The 20,798-nt window shown below is 60.8% G+C and carries 17 protein-coding genes; 5 read left to right on the forward strand and 12 right to left on the reverse strand.

What is annotated here, in order from left to right; all coding sequences use genetic code 11:
• Positions 1-112: 112 nt before the first annotated feature.
• The 8 genes from mmsB to ACEN42_RS35325 all read right to left on the reverse strand — a co-directional run bounded on the left by mmsB (position 113) and on the right by ACEN42_RS35325 (position 9,170).
• Positions 113-1,321, reverse strand: coding sequence for a multiple monosaccharide ABC transporter permease (gene mmsB, locus ACEN42_RS35290; protein ID WP_371882315.1), 1,209 nt, complete (start codon positions 1,319-1,321; stop codon positions 113-115).
• On the reverse strand, positions 1,314-2,852 hold the full coding sequence (mmsA, locus tag ACEN42_RS35295; protein ID WP_371882316.1) for a multiple monosaccharide ABC transporter ATP-binding protein: 1,539 nt from the start codon (positions 2,850-2,852) through the stop codon (positions 1,314-1,316). The genes mmsB and mmsA overlap by 8 nt, the downstream gene beginning before the upstream one ends.
• Positions 2,853-2,942: 90 nt before the next feature.
• Complete coding sequence (chvE, locus tag ACEN42_RS35300; protein WP_371882317.1) at positions 2,943-4,013, reverse strand: multiple monosaccharide ABC transporter substrate-binding protein; 1,071 nt, start codon at positions 4,011-4,013, stop codon at positions 2,943-2,945.
• A 96-nt stretch (positions 4,014-4,109) separates the two neighbouring features.
• On the reverse strand, positions 4,110-5,198 hold the full coding sequence (locus tag ACEN42_RS35305; RefSeq protein WP_371882318.1) for a Gfo/Idh/MocA family protein: 1,089 nt from the start codon (positions 5,196-5,198) through the stop codon (positions 4,110-4,112).
• 24 nt (positions 5,199-5,222) lie between these two features.
• The gene (gene iolG / locus ACEN42_RS35310) at positions 5,223-6,215 is read right to left on the reverse strand and encodes an inositol 2-dehydrogenase (RefSeq protein WP_035500042.1); all 993 of its coding nucleotides are present in this window, start codon (positions 6,213-6,215) and stop codon (positions 5,223-5,225) included.
• 42 nt (positions 6,216-6,257) lie between these two features.
• On the reverse strand, positions 6,258-7,022 hold the full coding sequence (locus ACEN42_RS35315) for a sugar phosphate isomerase/epimerase family protein (RefSeq protein ID WP_371882319.1): 765 nt from the start codon (positions 7,020-7,022) through the stop codon (positions 6,258-6,260).
• A 180-nt stretch (positions 7,023-7,202) separates the two neighbouring features.
• Positions 7,203-8,123, reverse strand: coding sequence for an intradiol ring-cleavage dioxygenase (locus ACEN42_RS35320; protein WP_371882320.1), 921 nt, complete (start codon positions 8,121-8,123; stop codon positions 7,203-7,205).
• Between the two features lie 132 nt (positions 8,124-8,255).
• Positions 8,256-9,170 (reverse strand): LysR family transcriptional regulator, encoded by a 915-nt coding sequence (locus ACEN42_RS35325; RefSeq protein WP_371882321.1) that lies wholly within the window; start codon positions 9,168-9,170, stop codon positions 8,256-8,258.
• Between the two features lie 307 nt (positions 9,171-9,477).
• On the opposite strand from ACEN42_RS35325, the gene ACEN42_RS35330 reads away from it, so the two are divergent.
• Positions 9,478-10,521 (forward strand): LacI family DNA-binding transcriptional regulator, encoded by a 1,044-nt coding sequence (locus tag ACEN42_RS35330; RefSeq protein WP_371882322.1) that lies wholly within the window; start codon positions 9,478-9,480, stop codon positions 10,519-10,521.
• Between the two features lie 35 nt (positions 10,522-10,556).
• Here the strand turns inward: ACEN42_RS35330 and ACEN42_RS35335 are convergent, their stop codons facing one another.
• The gene (locus tag ACEN42_RS35335) at positions 10,557-11,741 is read right to left on the reverse strand and encodes a porin (RefSeq protein ID WP_238212913.1); all 1,185 of its coding nucleotides are present in this window, start codon (positions 11,739-11,741) and stop codon (positions 10,557-10,559) included.
• Positions 11,742-12,172: 431 nt separating this feature from the next.
• Between ACEN42_RS35335 and ACEN42_RS35340 the strand changes: the two genes are divergently transcribed.
• On the forward strand, positions 12,173-12,493 hold the full coding sequence (locus ACEN42_RS35340; protein ID WP_371882323.1) for a hypothetical protein: 321 nt from the start codon (positions 12,173-12,175) through the stop codon (positions 12,491-12,493).
• Between the two features lie 52 nt (positions 12,494-12,545).
• On the opposite strand, the gene ACEN42_RS35345 is transcribed toward ACEN42_RS35340, so the two are convergent.
• On the reverse strand, positions 12,546-13,532 hold the full coding sequence (locus tag ACEN42_RS35345) for a LysR family transcriptional regulator (protein ID WP_371883234.1): 987 nt from the start codon (positions 13,530-13,532) through the stop codon (positions 12,546-12,548).
• A 137-nt stretch (positions 13,533-13,669) separates the two neighbouring features.
• Between ACEN42_RS35345 and ACEN42_RS35350 the strand changes: the two genes are divergently transcribed.
• Genes ACEN42_RS35350 through ACEN42_RS35360 form a run of 3 tightly spaced genes read left to right on the forward strand, consistent with a single transcriptional unit; the run spans position 13,670 to position 17,577 of the window.
• A complete protein-coding gene (locus tag ACEN42_RS35350; protein ID WP_371882324.1) occupies positions 13,670-15,214 on the forward strand; it encodes an acetolactate synthase large subunit in 1,545 nt (514 codons plus the stop codon).
• A gap of 51 nt (positions 15,215-15,265) precedes the next feature.
• Positions 15,266-16,705 carry a coniferyl aldehyde dehydrogenase gene (locus ACEN42_RS35355; RefSeq protein ID WP_371882325.1) on the forward strand — a complete coding sequence of 480 codons (1,440 nt, stop codon included), beginning with the start codon at positions 15,266-15,268 and terminating at the stop codon, positions 16,703-16,705.
• Between the two features lie 59 nt (positions 16,706-16,764).
• Positions 16,765-17,577, forward strand: coding sequence for an acetoacetate decarboxylase family protein (locus ACEN42_RS35360; protein WP_371882326.1), 813 nt, complete (start codon positions 16,765-16,767; stop codon positions 17,575-17,577).
• A gap of 57 nt (positions 17,578-17,634) precedes the next feature.
• Here the strand turns inward: ACEN42_RS35360 and ACEN42_RS35365 are convergent, their stop codons facing one another.
• Both ACEN42_RS35365 and ACEN42_RS35370 read right to left on the reverse strand, forming a co-directional pair.
• Complete coding sequence (locus tag ACEN42_RS35365; RefSeq protein ID WP_371882327.1) at positions 17,635-18,774, reverse strand: porin; 1,140 nt, start codon at positions 18,772-18,774, stop codon at positions 17,635-17,637.
• Between the two features lie 141 nt (positions 18,775-18,915).
• The gene (locus tag ACEN42_RS35370) at positions 18,916-20,706 is read right to left on the reverse strand and encodes an acyl-CoA dehydrogenase (protein ID WP_371882328.1); all 1,791 of its coding nucleotides are present in this window, start codon (positions 20,704-20,706) and stop codon (positions 18,916-18,918) included.
• Positions 20,707-20,798: the final 92 nt, after the last annotated feature.

The following is a 20,798-nucleotide window of genomic DNA, read 5'->3' on the forward strand; positions in this document are numbered from 1 at the left end:
AGGCCAAATGTTAGAGATGCAATCTCGTGATTCAAGTCTGCATGTCGGCGGAACCTCACCACGCAACCGGTCCCGCCGACTTCTGAATCTGGTCTGCTGTCGAAATTGGGCTTTACGCCTTGTTCTTGTTGTAGACATCGACGAACACGGCGGCGAGCAGCACGATGCCCTTGATGACCTGCTGATAGTCCACGCCGATACCCATGATGGACATGCCGTTGTTCATCACGCCCATGATGAAGGCGCCCACGACCGCACCGACGACCTTTCCGACACCGCCGGACGCCGATGCACCGCCGATAAAACACGCTGCGATCACATCGAGTTCGAATCCAGTGCCGGCCTTCGGCGTACCGCTATTCAAACGCGCGGCGAAAATCAGGCCCGCGAGCGCGGCGAGAATACCCATGTTCACGAACGTCAGAAAGCTCACTGCCGGCACGCTGACACCTGACAGACGCGCAGCCTTCGCATTCCCGCCAACTGCATAGATGCGACGTCCGATGGTCGTGCGATTCATGAGGAACGTGTACACGCCAATCAGCACGCCCATGATGACCAACACCGTCGGCAAGCCGCGATAAGACGCGAGCAGGTAGCAGAAACCCACGATGAGCGCCGTAAGCACGACATTCTTCGTAACGAACATCGTGAACGAGCCGCTCTCGACGCCATGTTTCGCCGCACCAGCGCGATGCCGAAGCTCGATCACGAAAAAGAGCACGCCGACGAAAACGCCGAGAAGGATGGAGGTAAGGTGAAGCGCCTGGCCGTGAAAGACGTCCGGGATAAAACCCGAACTCACCGTGCCAAACCCTTCGGGGAACGGTCCGATGGACTGTCCCTGTAGCACGAGATTCGTCATGCCGCGGAACACCAGCATGCCGGCCAGCGTAACGATGAACGAAGGCATCCGCCAGAAAGCAATCCAGTAGCCTTGCATAGCGCCAATGAGCGCGCCAGCGGCGATACAGATGATGGTCGCCCACACGTAGTTGACTTCATACTGCACCATCAATACGGCGGCCAATGCGCCCACGAGCCCGGCCGTCGAGCCGACAGAAAGGTCGATATGACCCGAAACAATCACCATCAGCATGCCGAGCGCCATGATGACGATATAGCTGTTCTGCAGCACAAGGTTGGTCAGATTGAGCGGCTGCATCAGCACGCCGTTCGTCGCAATCTGGAAAAACACCATGATGATGACGAGCGACAGCAGCAGCCCATATTCGCTACCGATACGCTTGACCATCCCGAATACTTCGCTTTTCTTGACCTCGGCGCCTTCGGCGGCTACCGGAGAGAGTGCCTTACGCATTTTGAATGTCTCCATTTCGCATGATCGCTCGCATGATGCTTTCCTGCGAGGCTTCTTCCGCGGTTAATTCGCCGACGAACCGGCCTTCATTCATGACATAGATGCGGTCGCACATTCCAAGTAGCTCGGGCATTTCCGAAGAAATCATGACCACACATTTGCCCGCTGCAACCGCCTGATTGATGATGTTGTAGATCTCGTACTTCGCTCCGACGTCAATGCCTCGCGTGGGTTCGTCGAGAATCAGCACCTCGGGTTCGGAAAACAGCCACTTGCTGATGACGACTTTCTGCTGATTTCCGCCCGACAGGTTTCCTACTACATGCGTCACGCCTTGCGCACGAATTCGAAGCTTCTTGAGAAACTCGGTCGCGACCTTGATCTCCTCATGCTCATCGACGACACCGAGCTTCGAAACACCGGACAGGTTGGCCAGCGTAATGTTTCGCTTGATGTTGTCGTCGAGCAAAAGGCCATTGCCTTTGCGGTCCTCGGTGACATAGGCGATGCCCGCATTGATCGCCTTCTTCACCGATGATGTGTCGACCTGCTTTCCGTGCATCAGCACCTGGCCTGTGATGTCCTGACCATACGTGCCGCCGAAAACACTCATGGCAAGCTCGGTGCGCCCGGAACCCATCAGGCCGGCAATACCAACGATCTCGCCCTTGCGTGCTGTAAGATTCACGCCTTTGAGGACGGCGCGGTCTCGCTGCGTGGGATGCTTTACGCGCCAGTCCTTCACTTCAAAAATCACGTCGCCGATTTCCGGCGTACGCGGCGGATAGCGGTCGGACATCTCCCGGCCGACCATCGCTTTGATGATGCGGTCTTCGCTCACAGCCTCAGTGCTGCAGTCGAGGACATCGACCGTCGATCCATCGCGAATCACGGTGATCCCGTCCGCGACACGCGAGATTTCGTTCAGCTTGTGCGAGATGATGATCGACGTTACGCCGTTCGCCTTCAATTCGAGCAGCAGCGTAAGAAGCGTGTCGCTGTCTTTCTCGTTCAAGCTCGCTGTCGGTTCGTCGAGGATGAGCAGACGAACTTCCTTCGACAGCGCTTTCGCGATTTCCACAAGCTGTTGCTTGCCGATCCCGAGCGTGCCAACTGCAGCGTCGGGAGAATCCGTGAGGCCGACTTTCGCCAGCAGTTCTCTGGCTTTCGCACGCGAGATCTGCCAGTCGATAACCCCGCGCCTGGATTGCTCGTTACCGAGAAAGATGTTCTCGGTAATCGATAGCATCGGTACGAGGGCGAGTTCCTGATGAATGATGATGATGCCGACCGCCTCGCTATCGGATATATCGGCGAAGGCTCGCTCCTGGCCGTCGTAAAGGACGTCGCCACCGTACGAGCCGTGCGGATAGACGCCACTGAGAATTTTCATCAGGGTCGATTTTCCTGCGCCATTCTCTCCGCAAATGGCGTGAATCTCGCCCTGGCGCACCCTCATATTCACGTTATTCAGCGCTTTGACAGGGCCAAAGCTTTTCTGAATGCCGCGCATCTCCAGAATGGTATCCATGGTCAAACTTTCTCCGATTGGTCACGCTCCGAGGCGTACCCGCGTGGCGGGGCCTTGCCACACTCCGCGCCACGCTGACGTTCAGGCGCCTTACTTGATCTGGGCCTGCGTGTAGTAGCCGCTCGTGACCAGCTCCGACTGATAGTTGGCCTTGTCGACCAGAACGGGCTTCACGAGATAGGTGGGAACAAGCTTCGCGCCGTTGTTGTAGCTCTTCGTGTCGTTGACGGGCACCTGCTTGCCGGCCAGCGCGTCGTTGACCATATCGGCTGCGACGCCGGCGAGCTTGCGCGTGTCCTTGAACACAGTGGAAGTCTGGTCGCCGCGAACGATGTTCTTCACGTTCTGAACATCCGCGTCCTGTCCCGTGATAGTCGGCATTGCTTGTTGAGCCGAACCGTATCCCACGCCTTTGAGAGAGGAGATGATGCCGATCGCCAGCGCGTCGTTCGGCGCCCAGACCGCATCCAGATGGTCCTTGCCGTAAAACGCGCTCAGCAGGTTATCCATGCGGGACTGCGCTGTCGCACCATCCCAGTTGCGCGTCGCGACTTTCTCGAAGGCAATCTGCTTGCTGCGAATCACGAACTTGCCGCTGTCGATGTACGGCTTGAGAACCGACATGCCGCCCGCGTAGACCATGTGAGCGTTGTTGTCATCGCTGGAGCCGCCGAACACTTCGATGTTGAACGGCGTCTTGCTGCCCGCTTTCTGCCATGCACTAACGATGCTCTGCGCCTGCAGAACGCCCACGCCGTAGTTGTCGAACGTCGCGTAATAATCGACGTCCTTCGTCTGGCTGATCAGACGATCGTAGGAGATAACCTTGATGCCCTTCTTCTGGGCGAGCGCCAACGCATCAGAGAACGTCTTTCCGTCGATGGGCGCGATGACCAGCGCCTTGACGCCCTTCGCGAGCATGTTCTCGACCTGGTTGACCTGCGTGGGAACATCGTAGTTCGCGTACTGAAGGTCCGACGAGTAGCCCTTCGCCTTCAGCGCGTCGACCATGCTCTTCCCATCGGTAATCCAGCGGGATTCCGTCTTGTCCGGCAGCGAGATGCCGACGACGCCCTTATCTTCTGCAAAAGCGGCATCCGAAGCTGCTGCGAAAGCAGCCGAAGCTGCGAGAACCACCACGACACTCTTCAAAATCTTCATGACACTGTCTCCTGATTAGGAATACGAATTTACGTTCCCGATTTATGATCTACGGATTCTTTGACTGACGCTATTGAGCGTCAGTCTTGCAAGCAGTTATCGGATAAAGACCTCTGCGCCGGCTTCTTTCGAGGAGGCGAACATGGCCTCGATAACTCGGCTGATGTTGTATGCCTGCGTCGCTGATACAACCGAAGGCGTGCCATTGCGCAATGCGTCGACGAATGCGTTCGACTCGCGGTCGAAGTACACCGGATTGCCGATTTCAGCGATGTCAGGCGAATACTCCGTCTTCTTCGTCGCCCAGATTTCGGGGAAGCTGGTCTCCTGCCACTCGGTCCAGCCTTCCGGATAGTCGCCTTTGCCCGCGTCATAGATCTTGTAGCTAGAGGGCAGCGAGCGGGATGACATGATGCCTTCGGTGCCGTAGGCCGTGATGTCCCAGCTTTCCGTCCACGGCAAAACGTCCCACGACATGAAGTCGACGCTGACGATCTTGTCTTCGTAGTTCAGCACCGCGCCTGCCGCGTCTTCACGCGATTCGTCGCCATGGAAGTTCGGGAACTTCGTGATGCGGGCGTTCACCGAACGCGGCAACCCGAAATGCAGAAGAATGCGGTCGATGAGGTGGCAGCCGATAACGAACACGGCACCGCCGATGTCGCCAGGCTGGGTCATATGCGGCGTGCCCGCCTCATCGTGCGAGCATCCGCCGTGAGCGCGCACCTGAACGACTTTCCCAAGACGGCCGCTCTTGAGCGCCGCCTGCATGGCGTCCACGGAAGGCGCGAAGCGCCAGCAATAGCCGACCTGTACGAGACCGCCGGTACGCTCCACCGCGTCGACGATGCGCTTCGCATCCGCCGAGCTGCGTCCGGCCGGCTTCTCGCACAACACAGCCTTGCCGGCTTCGAGTGCTTCGATGGTCAGGTCGGCCATCTTCTCGCTCTTCGAATGAACCAGCACGACATGAACATTCTTGTCCGCCAGGATATCTTCCTTAGAGCGGGCTTCGAGGCCGAGCGCATCGACGAACGGCGTGAGCAGCGGGCTCGTATCCCACGCGCCGAGCATCTTCGCGTCGGAACGGCGGGCAATCGCCTTGACTCGCCCGGACGTGTGCGGGTGAGTGATGCCAAGACATGCCACACCGAGCGTTTCGTTGGGACCAATCTTTCGTGTCATGACGTATCTCCTCCGGATTCTCGGTTACACCTTGACGGCTTTGCCCGTCAGCGCGGACTCGAGTGCAGCATCCGCCAGGCGCAGCGCCTTCAGCCCGTCCTGCACCGACGTCGGCAACGGGGACTTCGTGTTCAATGCATCGACGAAGGCTTCGAGTTCGGCCTTGTACGCTTCAACGTAGCGTTCGAGGAAGAAGTTGAGGAGCGGCTCGCGCGCGTCCGTGACGTCTTTCGACCAGCGCCGAACCGTCGACGGCCGGAGATTCTCTTGCAGAAGCATGCCTTTGGAACCGGACACTTCCATGCGCTGGTCGTATCCATAGACAGCTTCACGACAGCAGTTGATGTGACATTGCTTGCCCGAAGCGGTGCGCAACTGAACCATCACCGTATCGAAGTCGGTCAGCTTTTCCAGCGACTCGTCGATGAGGCGGCTGGCCATAGCCATCACTTCGACCGGTTCTTCGCCCAGGAGCCAGCGCGCCATGTCCAGGTCGTGAATGACCATGTCGCGGAAGATGCCGCCCGAGTGCTCGACATAATCGCGCGGCGGCATGCCGGGGTCGCGGCTCGAAATGATGACCTGACGCACTTCGCCGACGTCACCCGCATCGATCGCCTTGCGGAACGCCTGGGACGTCGGATCGAAGCGGCGATTGAAAGCGAGCATGACGCGGCCGCCCTGGCGTTCGACTTCGTTCGCGGCGGCGAGCGACTTTGCCATGTCGAGGTCGATGGGCTTTTCGCAGAGCACAGCCTTGCCGCGCTTCACGGCTTCGAGCATGAACGTGATGTGCGTGTCCGTCGGCGTGCCGATGACAACCGCGTCGATGTCGTTGCGCTCCAGCACGCCTGCCGGGTCCGTCGACGCTTCGCAGCCGAGCTTGGTCGCCAGCGACTGTGCCGCGCTTTCGATCGGGTCCGCGACCACGACGAGTTTCGCGTTGGGGCTCGCGGCGACGTTGCCAGCGTGAATGCGACCAATGCGGCCTGCACCGAGTACGGCGATTCGAATCATGTGAGTCTCCAAAAGTACTTTGTCGTTTAGGGTGGGAAGCGCTTAGGGGGTAGTGGCAGGCTTCGCCGAGAACTGTGCAACGGTGGTGTCGTAGGCGCGCTTTGCCATCTCATCGAGCGGGAATTTCCGGTGAACTTCGGAGATGAGCTCGACGCCGTAGTAAGGCAAAGTGCAGCCTGCTTGCTCCAGCGCATCGACGAAGGCAACGCAGTCGCCGGCACCTTCGCCGCAGAGCTGGCGGTTGAAGGTCGAGTCGTCGAAGAGCGTTCCCTTCACGTGTGCGGCAACGTCGTCCATCTCGACGCCTTTGATGAAGCGCGCCGGGATTTGCGCGACCTCGGTATACGGCGTGTTGGCGCGGGCCACGTGCCAGTGGTCGACCATCAGTCCACCGTTGGGCTGGGCGGCCCCTTCCGCAACCTTCAGCACCTCTGCGACGTTTCGGATCGGAGAGAAAGGCATGAACTCGATTGCGACCGTCGCGCCGACCGTCGCCACGTCCTGGCAAAGCTTTGCGAACTCGTCGGTCATGCGGGGGAAGTCGGGCGCATTTTTGTCGAACGGGCTCGCACCGATCTTCAGATTGCGCATCCCGAGTTCGCCGCCCAATTCGATGAAGCGACGGCGAGAGTGGTCCGACTTCTCACGCGCCTCACCGTCGAAGTACCAGTCCATCAGAATTTCGAGCTCGAAGTACTTCATGCCCGTGTCTTCCAGAATGTTCTTGACACCCGACAGGCCGTACTTCTCGATGCTGTATTCGAGGTCATCGAGGATGAGGCCGACGCCGCTCCATCCCGCGCGCATCGCCGCTTCGCAGCGGTCGCGCAGCGGAAACGGACTGATTTCATTTGCCGCACACGGATAGACGTCGCCTGCGAGTGTCCAGTACGCTGCCAGCAGTTCTTTCTTCGCTTTCATGTGTAGTATTCCTATGTCACTCGATATCATCTGTGTTCATGCGGCACGTTCTGACGTGCCAAACGATTACGTGTTTTGCCGATGCGGGTTGCCGGATGTCGCGAGCGTGAAGTCCCACGACACAGACCAGAAGGGCGACGAGAACCCGGCGCGCCTCGCCGCATCCGCGTCGTCGATCTTGTTGAATTCAGCGATAAGCTCGCGCTTGACGCCGAAGACCGCATCCTCGGGCAAGTACGGGCAGTCCGGCGTAAAGATGTGAGTGATGACCGGGTCGAATCCGGGCGCAGTCACGATGAAGTGCAAATGCGCGGCCCGGTTGGGGTGCCGCCCCATCGCGCCGAGAAGCTTTCCGACCGGACCATCCGAGGGAATCGGATAGTGGCGCGGCTTGACGGACTTGAACCAGTAGCGGCCATCGGCATCCGACGTGAAAACGCCGCGCATGTTCGAGTCAGGCTGAACGCCCTTTTGCTGTACATCGTAGAAGCCGTCATCGTTGGTCTGCCACACTTCGAGCTTCGCGTTCGGAATCGGATTGCCTTCGATGTCTGTCACGCGGCCTTCAACGACCATCGGCTCACCCTTTTCATCCAGGCAGATGTTCGTGCCATTCGAATATTCGGGTGCATCGGCGACATAGAAAGGTCCGAGAATCGTGTTCGGCGTGGCGCCGCTCGGACGACGGTGATTGATCGCGTCGACCAGCATCGAAACGCCGAGTATGTCCGAGAGCAGGATGTACTCTTGCCGCCAGTCGGTGCACATTTGACCGGTCTCGGTCAGGAAGCGGATGGCAGCGAACCACTCTTCGTGAGTCGGTTCGATTTCCTTGATGGCAGCATGAAGATGTCTGACCAGTACCGACATCACTTGCTTCAGACGAGGGTCGGCGTCGTCGCTCATGCGAGCGTTGACCACGTCTGCCGAGCGTGCTTCATCGAAATACGGCGAGGCGGACTGAACTGCGGGGAATGCGCTTTGCATTACTTGTCTCCATCGATCTCTTGTGTAGCTTTGAGACCAGTCTATATTCGCCCTGGCTGGCAAAACAGAGCTAGAAAGGGAAAGTCTTTCGCGCTGAGTGGGAATACGCCTCAAGGGCAGCGCGAACCGGGCTCACGCCATCCAGTGACGTTCGTAGTCGTTCTGCTGGAAGCGCTCCAGTAGCGCATCGATGAACAGTCGCACTTTCACGGGCAGATGCGCGCGGGTCTGAAACGCGATGTTCATGGTGAGCCGCGGAAGGTCCCAATCGTCCAGCACCGGGATCAGACGGCCGGCCTTGAGGTCGTCGTAGACGATGTATTTCGGCTGCACAAGGATGCCCATGTTGTCGAGCGCGGCGACGCGGAGTATCTGACCGTCGTTCGACTCGACCAGTGGCTTCACCTTGACCACCACGTTTTCGCCGCCGCGGGTGAATGAGAGCTCGCGTGCATTGTCGGCGAGTTGATAGTTCAGCAACCTGTGCTTCACGAGTTCCGTCGGGAACCGGGGGCGACCGTTCGCCTCGATGTAGCCCGGAGAAGCGGCGAGAATCCGGCGTGTCGATGCGAGCCGTCTGATCGTGATGTTGCTATCCGGTTCGAGCACTTTGGTTCGAATCGCGACGTCGATGCCGTTCTCGATAATGTCGTAATAGCGATTGGCCGCGACCACATCCACAGCGATGTCCGGATAACGCGCGGTGAACTCGGGAAGCATCGGCGCGATGTGCAGCATGCAGAAGGACAATGAAGCGGTGACTCGAAGCACGCCGCTCGGACGTACGACTGCTTCCTTGATGACGGCTTCGGCTTCGCCGAGGTCGGACAGTATGGATTTGCAGCGCCGATGAAATTCGGCGCCCGCCTCGGTCAGATAGAGGTTACGCGTCGTCCGGCGAACCAGTTGGACTCCGAGTCTCGCCTCCAGCGAGATCAGATACCGGCTCGCCGCCGAAATCGACAGGTCCACTGATTCCGCAGCGCGACTGATGCTGCCCGACTCGGCTACTTCCACAAACAACTGAAGTTCCTTGAACTGGTCCATGCCCTTGCACCATCACGCCTTTTGACTCCGCCCGCACTCCAATGGAATGAGGGAGCACGCGCGATCTCGTCGAATCATTATTTAGGTATCGCGCATGCATCATCATAGTGCGGCAGATCTATCTTGATGCTACAAAAACGCATCAATAATCTATCAGTCCGGATTCAATGTTATCGCGCTCACATACGGGAATACCCGTTATTTCAGAGAGCACGATGGCTCCTTTTTTTCGATGTAGCATAGGCCGGGATGGCCTTTCTGAAGTCTCGGAAGCACATCAAAAATCTATCTGTAGTGGAGGGTCGCAGTGGCTCACCGGTTTTTGATCAAGGAAATCGCACTTCAGGCAGGGCTCGGCGTGGCGACCGTAGACCGCGTACTGAACGGGCGTGCCAACGTCCGCGAGCACACTCGTCGGCGGGTCGAGCAGGCCATCAAGGAGCTGGAGAAGCAGGAGTTGAATCTCGCGACTACGGGACGAAAACTCATCGTCGACGTTGTTGTCGAGGCGCCTTTGCGATTCAGCGATGAGATCAAGCATGCCCTCGAAGGTGAACTCGCTCTGATGCACCCCGCAGTTGTTCGACCGCGCTTTATGTTGCAGGAGACGATGACGACCTCGGAAGTCGTGGAGGCGCTCCGGTCGATTATTCGACGCGGAAGTCACGGTGTTTTCCTGAAGGCCCGGGACGTTCCCGAGATTGCGGAGGCGGTGGCGGAGCTTCAGCGCCACGGCATTCCGGTCGTCACGATCGTCACCGACATACCGCTGTCGGGGCGCATCGCCTATGCGGGGCTCGATAATCGCGCTGCCGGCGCCACGGCCGCGTATCTTCTTGGCCTGTTGCTGGGAACGCAGCCCGCCAATGTGTTGATAACGATGAGTGACGAGCATTTCCGGGGCGAAGAGGAGCGCGAGATCAGCTTTCGCCGGGCATTGCGCAAACATCATCCGCGCCTGAAGCTGGTCGATGCGAGCGGCGGACATGGCCTCGATATGCCGACCGAGGATCGAGTCCGCAGCGCGCTCGGCGACGATACCCATGTCACAGCCGTCTATTCGATGGGCGGCGGCAACATCGCCATTCTTCGCGCGCTGGAGGCGCAGCAACAAGCGCCAGTCTTCTTCATCGGACACGACCTCGACAGAGACAATGTGCAGTTGCTGCGCGATGGACGGATACAGGCCATTCTGCATCACGACCTGCGACAGGACATGCGTTCTGCCTGTCATCACATCATGCACTATCACAAGCTTCTGCCAGCATCATCCGTCGCGACTTCTTCTTCGGTCGTTGTCGTCACTCCGGAAAATATCCCGGATTACATTGCCAGCCGCTTTCGCGACTGACTCGAACGCTCGCGGCTCGCTTCGTGAGCGTGCCATCAGAACCTTGTCGCCAGCCCCGCAATCACGCCAAACTGGCTCTTGCCATAGTTAGGGTTAGTGCTCGACGGGTTTCCGTTGACCGGATCGTCATTCGTATTCGCACCGTACAGGCTGCCGTCGAGGCCCAGGTTGGACGTCGAGCTGTTGCGCACGTATGCGAGTTCAGTGTAGAGGAGCGTTCGTTTCGAGAGCGAGTAATTTGCGCCCAGCGTGTACAGCGTTGCGTTCCCGTTCCCCTTGTTCGCGTTGGCGTGATACACCGCGCCGGTAATAGCGAGCGCAGGCGTTGTCTGCCAGATTGCGCCGATCCATTCGTGATTGACGGTTGTTGGCAGGCCGGTACCCGATGGCAATGCCGACGGCGCCGCCGCACCGAAATACCCTGCGTTGGATGCATCGGGAGCACTCAGGTGCTGGTAGCCGAGATACGCGGTCACAGGACCGAATGCATAGGTCAAGCCCGTGAGAATCGAGCGCGACGTCAGATACACGTTGCTGAACTGGCCATTCGGGTCGCGCACTTCGTCGTAGGTCGCTTGCCAGAAGAGACCACGATTCGCGTACGACAGTTTGATGCCATCGGAACGTCCCTGAGCGCTTCCAAGCCCGGTGGACGTGCCCAGTTGACCAGGCGCGCTGCCCGGGTTGCCGGCATTCCACGTCGGTGCGTTGGTCAGGTCATACTGGCCTTGCAACGTAAAGCCCGCGATTGTCGGTGATAGATACTCGACGCCATTGGCTGCCTGCGAGAAGATGCGTCCGCGAACCAGTGTTCCGATCGCGTACTTCTTCGTCTGCTGCGGATCGACATCGCCCGAATACTGGCTAATCTCCGCCGAGCCCATGTTTCCGAACTTGATTTGCCCCCACGTGTCGTTCTGCAGGCCCACGGTCGCCTGTCCTTCGAAGAAGCTCCCGTTCGCGAGGCTGCCGTTCATCGTGTTCAGCCGGGACTCGAGCTGGAAGATTGCATGCGTGCCGCCGCCAAGATCCTCCGCACCTTTGAGGCCAAATCTGGATTGCGCCCAGCCTCCGCTCTGCGCTCCGAATACATGACCCTTCGGCTGATTTGTCTCGTAAACGATACCGTTATCCACGATGCCGTATAGCGTGACGTTGCTCTGAGCCGTGGCTGTCGCCGTAGCTGACAACGCGAACACGCCGAACAAGAGCTTCTTCATTATCCGCCTCCATTCATTTAGTTATGCTACTTACATACTTTGTTATCACGGGCTAACTTGTGCCGCCATTTACGCGTGAACTGCTGACGCTCGCTTCTTTCGCGCCCGTCTATCGTTCATCGAGCGTGGGCGACGATATTTCCGCATGTCGTCTTCTTCTGCATTGCTCTTGTGTATTTTTGGCGAGTCTATCTTCCCTATTCACTCGAACAAAGAGCGGAAGGGGGAATCTCTTTCGCGGAATCAGGGAAAGTGTCGCTTGAAGCTCGCGCGCAAAAGCACTTCAGCGGTATGCTGTGGTTATTCTTGCGGTTAACCCCCGTATCCCTTTCGACGCCTCATCGTTTACGGTTCGGGCGTTCCGATCAGGAACCAGTCAATTAGCGTTGAAGCAGTCTTCCGTCGCCAACCTACCCTATGCGGAGATACGTATGAACCTCAAGAAACTGTCCGTTTTTGCTGGCTCGGCAGGTATGGCTCTGAGCCTCGTCCTGATCCCGGCACTTCAGGCTCACGCCGCCGCCAGCGACGCGGACGCATCCGGCGCTACGATGTCGAAGCAGGAACTCAAAGCGCAAAAGAAAGCGGAAAGCAAAGCGCGGCGCGCGAAGAAAAACGCCGAGCTGAGCACGCTGGAAAAGAATGGGTACAACCCGGGAGGAAGCCAGACCAACTATCCGCAGAATCTCCAGAACGCCCAGCAGAAGGCGGCTGGACAGAAGCCAATGAACGCACCGGCAGTAGCGCCGTGATGCCGGGCCTAGACGCTGACGCACATTGAGAGAAGATCGGCGAAGCGGCCGCTCAGCGCGACTTTCCGGTCGCACGAGCGCGTCGCGATTTCGCTTTCTCGTTTCCCTGCAATTGTTCCGCGTCGCTCTGAAGCGCCGCCGGCAATTCCGCCTTTAGCAGTTCGATCCACGCCCGCGTCTTTGCTTCGAGAAACTTTCTCGAAGGCATCAGGACATAGACGCCCACATCCGGCGAGCGCCATCGCGGCAAGACATGCACGAGTTCGCCGCTGCGTATCTTGTCCAGCACCGCAAAAGCCGGCAGCAGCGCAATGCCGAGTCCGCTCGAAGCAGCATGCACGACCGCTTCGGGATGATCGCCGATCAGCGGACCCGCCGGCTCGAACGACAGCGAAGTCTTGCCGTCGCTGAGTTCCCAGTCCGGTGTCGTCGACGCATTCACGAGGCGCAGGCATGCGTGGTCCGCGAGGTCCGCCACGGTCTTCGGGGAACCGCGCCGCCTGAGGTAAGCAGGCGCCGCACACAGCACGCCGTGAATCGCGCCGAGCCGCTGCGCGACGACGCTCGAATCCGGCAGACGCTGGGTCAGATAGACGCTCACATCCACCCCTTCCGCCAGAAGATCCGGCACGTACTGCGAGGCGCTGTACTCGACGGTCACCGTCGGATACATCGCGCAATACTTCGCCACCAGCGGCACCACGTAGTGATCGCCGAAGCTCGCCATGCATAGCAGTCTCAGTCGTCCCGACGGCTGGATGCGCGCGCCGCTGACCTCGCCCTCTGCCTCCGTCACCAGTTCGAGGATCGTCCGGCACTGGTTCGCATAACGCTCGCCCGCGCTCGTCATGGCCATGCGCCGGGTCGTCCTCTGAAGCAGCTTCGCCTGCAGCCGATTCTCCAGCTCGGAGACGAGCCGCGACACCTGCGCCGTGGTCAGCTCCATTTGCTCCGCCGCAGCGGTGAAGCTGCCGGCATCGACGACCCGCACGAACGCAGTCATCGCGTGAAGCAGTCCATAGTCGAGATTTTTGCGCATCACGTAACAATTTTTCGAATCCGACGGTATTTTCCCACGATGGCGGAATAGCTAGGATCAGCCCGTACGTCGTTGCCATCCGGGTGCCGAAACGCCCGGAGCAAGGACTGATTGAATCGATAACGAGGTGATCCAATATGAACGGTGCTGAAAGCTTGTTGCGTTCGCTCATCGCGAGCGGTGTGGATGTCTGCTTCGGAAATCCGGGCACGTCCGAGATGCATTTCGTGGCGGCGCTGGACTCGGTCGAAGGCATGCGTCCCATTCTGGGCCTCTTCGAAGGTGTCGTTACCGGCGCGGCCGACGGTTACGGCAGAATGGCGGGCAAACCCGCCTGCACGTTGCTGCATCTCGGCCCCGGGCTGGCGAACGGTCTCGCGAATCTTCACAACGCCCGCCGCGCATCGAGTCCGGTCGTCAATATCGTCGGCGATCATGCATCGAGCCACGCCCGCTACGAAGCGCCGCTTACGTCCGATATCAAGGGCTTCGCCCGCCCCGTGTCGGACTGGATCCATTCGTCGGGCAGCGCGCTGACAGTCGGAGCCGATGCCGCCCGCGCCGTTCAGGCGTCGCTGGAAGGCGCAGGCCAGATCGCAACGCTGATCCTTCCGGCCGACACGGCCTGGTCGCAGGCCGACGGCGTGGCTTCGCCGCTGCCGGTCCCGAGGCCGGCCCTCGTCGGCGCGGACACGATCGAGCGCGTTGCCGCACTCGCGCAAAGCGGCGTGCGCACCGCGTTTCTGCTGCGCGGCAAGGCATTGCGGGGCCGGGGGCTTGAAGCGGCCGGCAAGATCGCCGCGAAGACGGGCGCACGGCTTCTCAGCGACACTTTCGCACCGCGCATCGAGCGCGGCGCGGGGCGCGTGACCATCGAACGGCTGCCGTATTTTGCGGAGCAGGCCGCCGATTTCCTCGCCGGCATCGAGTTGCTCGTGCTCGTCGGTGCGCAAGCGCCGGTCAGCTTCTTCGCGTACCCGGACAAGCCGAGCTGGCTGACGCCCGAAGGATGCCGCATCGCGATTCTGTCGCATCCTCACGAGGACGGCACGGCGGCGCTCGAATCCCTTGTCGACATGCTCGGCGCGCAGCGTGCCGTCGCCCGGACGAACGCGCTCACGGCAGCCGATTTTTCGCCGGGCAGCACGCTCGACGCGGCGTCGATCATGCGCACCGTCGCCAAGCGCTTGCCCGAGGGCGCGATCATCACCGAGGAGGCATCGATGGCGATGGCGTACTCGGGTCTCACCGAAACGGCCGCGCCACACGATCTTCTGACGCTGACCGGCGGCGCGATCGGCTGCATGATGCCCGTTTCGATCGGCGCGGGCATCGCCTGCCCCGACCGAAAGATCGTCAACCTTCAGGGCGATGGCAGCGCCATGTACACGCTCCAGTCTCTCTGGACGCAGGCGCGGGAAAACATCGACATCGTGACCGTCATCTACGCAAACCGCGGCTACAAGATCCTCGCCAACGAGCTCGCGCGCGTGGGCGCCCGCACGGATGGCGCGCAGGCCGCATCCATGTTCGACCTCGACAATCCGTCGCTCGAATGGGTTGCCCTTGCGAAGGGCATGGGCGTCGAAGCGGTGCGCGCCGAATCGGCCCGCGATTTCGACGCCGCATTCGCGCACGCGATGAAGCGTCGCGGCCCGATGCTGATCGAAGCCGTGATCTGACCGCGTCGCAAGCAAGTCCAATGAACCGCTCAACATTCCTCGATATTTAGTATGCCAAATCAATTTAGACTGCCCGTCGAACCGACGTCCGAGCAGATTCGCGCTCACCTCGACGCCATGAAGCAGGCACAACTCAGGGACGGTCCGCCGTCGGCCGCGCTGCGCCGCGACCGTATCGACCGCGCAATCGATCTGCTTCGATCGAACAAGCGCGCGTTCGTCGACGCGATCAATGCCGATTACGGCTGTCGCAACACGCAACAGACCTTGCTCGCCGATATCCTCGCGTCGGTCGAAGGGCTGCGCTTCAATCGCGAACACCTCGGAACGTGGATGGCGCAAGCGGCGACGGCTGAGCCGTTTCCCGGCGTCAGGACGCGGGTCGACTATCAGCCGCTCGGCGTAGTCGGGATCATCAGTCCGTGGAATTTTCCGGTCGTGCTGGCGTTCGGACCGCTCGGCGGCGCCTTCGCCGCGGGCAACCGGGCCATGCTCAAGCCGTCCGAGCTGACGCCCGCCACGTCGGAACTGATGGCCGTGCTGATCGCCCGTTACTTCGACGCCGACGAACTCACGACCGTGCTTGGCGGAGCCGAAACGGGCGCGGCATTCAGCGCCCAGCCATTCGATCATCTGGTGTTCACAGGCAGCACGCAGGTCGCGCACCACGTCATGCGCGCGGCATCGGAGAACCTCGTGCCCGTCACGCTCGAACTGGGCGGCAAGTCGCCGGTCCTCATCGGGAAGGATGCGGACCTTCGGCTCGCCGCCGAGCGCGTGATGACCGTGAAGACCTTCAATGCCGGCCAGATCTGCCTGTCTCCCGACTATGTCCTGATTCCCGCCGATCGCGCCGACGCGTTCGTGGAGCACGCCAGAGCGGCCGTCTCGCAGATGTATCCGACCATCCGCGAGAATCCCGACTACACCTCGATGATCGATGTTCGCGGCTTCGAGCGCCAGCTTGCGCTCGTCGACGACGCCCGCAGCCAGGGCGCGCAGGTCGTGAGTCTGGCTCCCGCTGGCGAAGAACTGTCCGATCCGCTCGTGCGCAAGATGGCGCCGACCATCGTTCGCGGCGCCACCGATGCCATGCGCGTGATGCGGGAGGAAATCTTCGGCCCGCTGCTGCCGATCGTGACGTACGAGACCTTCGACGACGCACTGGCGTACATCAACGCGCGTCCCCGACCGCTCGCGCTCTACTTCTTCGGCGACGATGCAGCCGAGTCCGGGCAAGTCGCGACTCGCACCACATCCGGCGCACTCGTCGTCAACGACGCGATGACCCACGTGTTCTTCGACACGCTGCCCTTCGGCGGCGTGGGTGCATCCGGCATGGGCCACTACCACGGCGAATACGGATACCGCACGTTCAGCCACGCGAAACCGGTCGTGTTCCAGAGCGCGGGCGGCGAGTCGAACCTGCTGATGCGGGCGCCGTATCTGCCGGCTTCCGAAACCGCGATTCATGGCCTGATCGACGCCTGAGAAGTCGATCTCACCACGGCGATCCGCAGCGATTGCGGCATCGCCAAACGGAGTTCTCCATGCCGAAGCCATTTGCCGTTCCTCTTTCGCCGCGCGGTCTGTCGAGCATCGCGCCCCCGCCGCCCTGGCACTATGCCGGCGACTTCGTGCTCGTCGAGTTCTGGGCCGATCCCACGGCGGCGGCCGCCGTGCTGCCGAAAGGCCTGAGCGCCGATCCCGCGTCGCCCGGACACGCAACCGCGCTCTTCATCGACTGGCAGTTCACCGCCGACAACGACGAGATGCTCGATCCGGCGCGCTATCAGTATCGCGAGTTTTTCGTATTGGTCGACGCGCTCTTCGAAGGCAAGCCCGTTTCGTATTGCCCGTACATCTTCGTCGACAACGATTCCGCGATGATGCGCGGGCTGATCCAGGGCTTCCCGAAGCGCTACGGCCAGGTACACCAGACGCGCTCGTTCGCGGCACTGAGTCCGGCCGCCGCGCCGGTAGCGGCAGGCACCCGCTTCGCCGCGACGGCGTCCGCCGCCGGACAACGCATCGCGCGCGCGGAAGTCAGGCTTGAATCGGCGGTCGATGACGTGTCGAAGCTCGCCATCGCCGGGCGGCCGGTCGTCAATCTGCGCTACTTCCCGCGCCTCGCCGCCGGCCAGCACAATACGCCGGCCGTGAACGAGCTGGTGCTGTCGGTCATGGATAACGCGCAGATCACCGACGTGTGGACGGGCGAAGGCGCGCTGTCATTCCCGCTCGCTGACGGCGAAGAGATCGCGGATCTCCAGCCCGTGCGCACAGGCGCCGGATTCCGCGGCTCCATGGCGTATAGCGTGACGAATCTCGAGACGCTGGTGGACAACACGAAACAAGCCTGACCGGCAAATCCAGAGGTCGCAACGCTCCCACCGGCTGGCGGGAGCGTCATATCCTGACTAGAACATGTAACGCAGACCTGCCATCACGCCGAGCTGCGTCGTGCCGAAGGACGAACTTATCGCGTTGACGCCCTGCAACTGCGCGCCCACCAGTCCTCCCCGATACTGCGAGTAATCGACTTCAAGATAGGTGTCGGTGCGTTTCGACCAGTTGTAATCGGCGAGCAACTGGAATTGCGTCGCGTTGCCGTCGGCGGACTGGGTTTTGCCGGTCTGAATCGTGCGCCACACGTTCGCGGAAAGGTGCGTCGCAAAGCCGATCTGCTGCGTCACGCCGCCGAAGAACATCTGCCTCGAACTGAACGTGTTGAATTTCAGGGCGCTCAACTCGGGCGGAGTGAACGGGCCATTGGGAAAATTACCGACGAATCCCTGGTCCTGCCGGTTGACGGCCCATCCCGCCGATAAGGTCGTCGAGCCGAACGTGTACGAGCCGCCCGCGGTCCACGACTTGAAGTGCGCGGAGGTGTTCACGGCATCGCGCGAATCGAGGTACCCGGCGCCGAAGGTGAGCGGCGCGGGCGGCAGATACAGGACCGATGCGCCGATCTGGCTTCCCGCGCCGAACTGGCCCGCGGTGCCGCCGAACGCGTACGAGATTTCGGCCCTGAGGTATTCCCATCGCGCGGCGTACTTGACCATGTTGCTCGTCCATACGCCCTGAGCCATCGTCACTTCCGGGCGGAACCGATAGAACGTCGGCAGCCAGCGATTGCTCGCGAAGGCGCTTATCACCGCATCCGACAGCGGATTGAGCTGGCGTCCCATCGTCAGCCTGCCGAAGCTGTCGGACTGCAGGCCGACGAATGCCGTATTGAAGAACGGATAAGCCGGATCGCTCTGCCCCGTGTTCGGGAAGAAGCGATTCTCGAGATTGAAGACGGCCTTCGTGCCGCCGCCTAGATCCTCCGTGCCTTTGAAGCCGAAGTGGCTCTCGCTCGCCCCGCTCGTCACCTGATATTGCGAATCGCCGGCCGCGTTCGCGTGCGTCGAGTATCGAACGCCTGCATCGACGAGTCCGTAAAGCGTCACCGTCGACTGCGCCGCCGCCGGGACGGCATGCAGCGTCGCCGTCGACATGAGTCCTGCCAGCAGGCTCACCGGGCGGCTGTTCATTCTCCTCTTTGTCTTCTTCATGTGATGCTTCCTGTCTCACGTTTATGTTGTTGTGTGAAACCGGCATGGCGGATCGATTTTCTCTTTGCGGCTTAGCAAAGTTAAATCGATACGTAAGCCTAACGAAAATAAAAGCGACGCCACGAACCGTGGCGCCTGCTTTCAGAACTGCTCGATCCCGATGTCCATCGCTCCAGCCGCTCCACGCAGAATCATCTCGCGAAGCGCGTGCGTCTTCGGCAGAATCTTCTCCATATAGAAACGCGCGGTAGCGACCTTGGTCCGGTGAAACTCCTGATCCTCTCCCGCTTCCTCGTTCGCCGATGCAACCAGCGCGGCGCGCGCCATCTGCCATCCGCCGCAGACATAGCCCGTCATCATCAGAAAGTCGACGGAACTCGCGAGCGCTTCATCGACGTGCGTGCTCGCTGCGCTGCACATCCACTTCGTGACGTCTTCGAGCGCTTGCACGCTCGCGGCGAAGGCGGGCGCCATCGGCGCGAGCCGCGCGTCGGCGTGGTGCTCCAGTTCCTGCGCGACGCTTCGCATCTCGGCGAGCAGCGCGGACATGGCGGCGCCGCCGTCCGATACGAGCTTGCGTCCCACCAGATCCGCCGCCTGAATGCCCGTCGTGCCCTCGTAGATCGGAGCGATACGCGCATCCCGCAGATACTGGCACGCGCCGGTTTCCTCGATGAAGCCCATCCCGCCATGCACCTGTACGCCGAGCGACGCGATGTCGACACCCAGTTCGGTGCACCATCCCTTCACCACCGGAATCAGCAGATCGACACGCGCCTGACGCAACGCGCGTTCGGCGGCGTCAGGATGCCGGTGCGCGCGATCCATGTCGGCGGCCATCACGTAGGCGAACGCGCGCATCGCTTCGATCTGCGATTTCATGGTCAGCAACATGCGGCGCACGTCCGGATGCTGAATGATCGCGACCGCTCCGCCCGTGCGGCTCGCAGCAAGACGTCCCTGCACGCGCTCCTTCGCATAGTCGCGGGCCTGCTGATACGCGCGCTCCGCGATCGCGAGACCCTGAATGCCGACTTTCTGGCGGGCTTCGTTCATCATCGTGAACATATGAGCGAGGCCCTTGTTTTCCTGTCCGACGAGATAGCCAATCGCCCCTTCCTGGTCGCCGAAGCTCATCACGCAGGTCGGGCTCGCGTGGATGCCGAGCTTGTGTTCGAGCGACACGCAATGCACGTCGTTGCGTTGCCCGGGCGATCCATCGGCGTTCGGCAGGAACTTCGGCACGAGAAAGAGCGAGATGCCGCGCACGCCTTCGGGCGCATCCGGCGTGCGCGCGAGCACGAGATGGATCACGTTGTCGGTCATGTCGTGATCGCCCCACGTGATGAAGATCTTCTGACCGTGCAGCCGATAGTGATCGCCCTCGGGCACAGCCTTCGTGCGCACGGCGGCGAGGTCCGATCCGGCCTGCGGCTCGGTGAGATTCATCGTGCCGGTCCACGCGCCGCTGACGAGCTTCGGCAGATAGCGTTGCTTGAGATCGTCCGAACCGTGGTGCCGCAATGCCTCGGTGGCGCCCGCGTTCAACAGCGGACACAGCGCGAAGGCCATGTTCGACGAATTCCACATCTCCACCGCCGCCGCGTGCAACAGTTCCGGCAGTCCCTGTCCGCCGAATTCGGGATCGCCGCCGAGGCCGGTCCATCCACCTTCGGCGAATTGCCGGTAAGCCTGCGCGAAACCATCGGCGGCGATCACACCGCCGTCGGTGAGACGCGCGCCCTGTGCGTCGCCCGTCTTGTTGAGCGGCGCGAGCACTTCGGTGGCGAATCTCGCGGCTTCTTCGAGTACCGCGTCGGCCAGCTCGGGTGTGGCTTCTTCGAAACCCGGCAGCGACGACAGCGCGTCGAGGTCCGCAAGTTCGGTCATCACGAAGCGCATGTCGCGCACGGGTGCAATGTAAGTGCTCATTGTTTGTCTCTAAGTTTGTTTGGTTATGAGTTCGGTACATACGGCGGACGCGGATCGCGTCGTATCGCCCAGCGAGATCGATTTGTGCGTTG

This window comes from Caballeronia sp. S22 (assembly GCF_964261745.1).
GTDB classification, from domain to species: domain Bacteria; phylum Pseudomonadota; class Gammaproteobacteria; order Burkholderiales; family Burkholderiaceae; genus Caballeronia; species Caballeronia jiangsuensis.

Coding starts and splice junctions, on each gene's coding strand:
- chvE (WP_371882317.1), bottom strand. CDS start 4,013: ATGAAGATTTTGAAGAGTGTCGTGGTGGTTCTCGCAGCTTCGGCTGCT.
- ACEN42_RS35355 (WP_371882325.1), top strand. CDS start 15,266: ATGCCAAATCAATTTAGACTGCCCGTCGAACCGACGTCCGAGCAGATT.
- ACEN42_RS35320 (WP_371882320.1), bottom strand. CDS start 8,123: ATGCAAAGCGCATTCCCCGCAGTTCAGTCCGCCTCGCCGTATTTCGAT.
- ACEN42_RS35305 (WP_371882318.1), bottom strand. CDS start 5,198: ATGACACGAAAGATTGGTCCCAACGAAACGCTCGGTGTGGCATGTCTT.
- ACEN42_RS35360 (WP_371882326.1), top strand. CDS start 16,765: ATGCCGAAGCCATTTGCCGTTCCTCTTTCGCCGCGCGGTCTGTCGAGC.
- ACEN42_RS35335 (WP_238212913.1), bottom strand. CDS start 11,741: ATGAAGAAGCTCTTGTTCGGCGTGTTCGCGTTGTCAGCTACGGCGACA.
- iolG (WP_035500042.1), bottom strand. CDS start 6,215: ATGATTCGAATCGCCGTACTCGGTGCAGGCCGCATTGGTCGCATTCAC.
- ACEN42_RS35345 (WP_371883234.1), bottom strand. CDS start 13,532: ATGCGCAAAAATCTCGACTATGGACTGCTTCACGCGATGACTGCGTTC.
- ACEN42_RS35365 (WP_371882327.1), bottom strand. CDS start 18,774: ATGAAGAAGACAAAGAGGAGAATGAACAGCCGCCCGGTGAGCCTGCTG.
- mmsA (WP_371882316.1), bottom strand. CDS start 2,852: ATGGATACCATTCTGGAGATGCGCGGCATTCAGAAAAGCTTTGGCCCT.
- ACEN42_RS35315 (WP_371882319.1), bottom strand. CDS start 7,022: ATGCGCGCGGGATGGAGCGGCGTCGGCCTCATCCTCGATGACCTCGAA.
- mmsB (WP_371882315.1), bottom strand. CDS start 1,321: ATGCGTAAGGCACTCTCTCCGGTAGCCGCCGAAGGCGCCGAGGTCAAG.
- ACEN42_RS35325 (WP_371882321.1), bottom strand. CDS start 9,170: ATGGACCAGTTCAAGGAACTTCAGTTGTTTGTGGAAGTAGCCGAGTCG.
- ACEN42_RS35340 (WP_371882323.1), top strand. CDS start 12,173: ATGAACCTCAAGAAACTGTCCGTTTTTGCTGGCTCGGCAGGTATGGCT.
- ACEN42_RS35370 (WP_371882328.1), bottom strand. CDS start 20,706: ATGAGCACTTACATTGCACCCGTGCGCGACATGCGCTTCGTGATGACC.
- ACEN42_RS35350 (WP_371882324.1), top strand. CDS start 13,670: ATGAACGGTGCTGAAAGCTTGTTGCGTTCGCTCATCGCGAGCGGTGTG.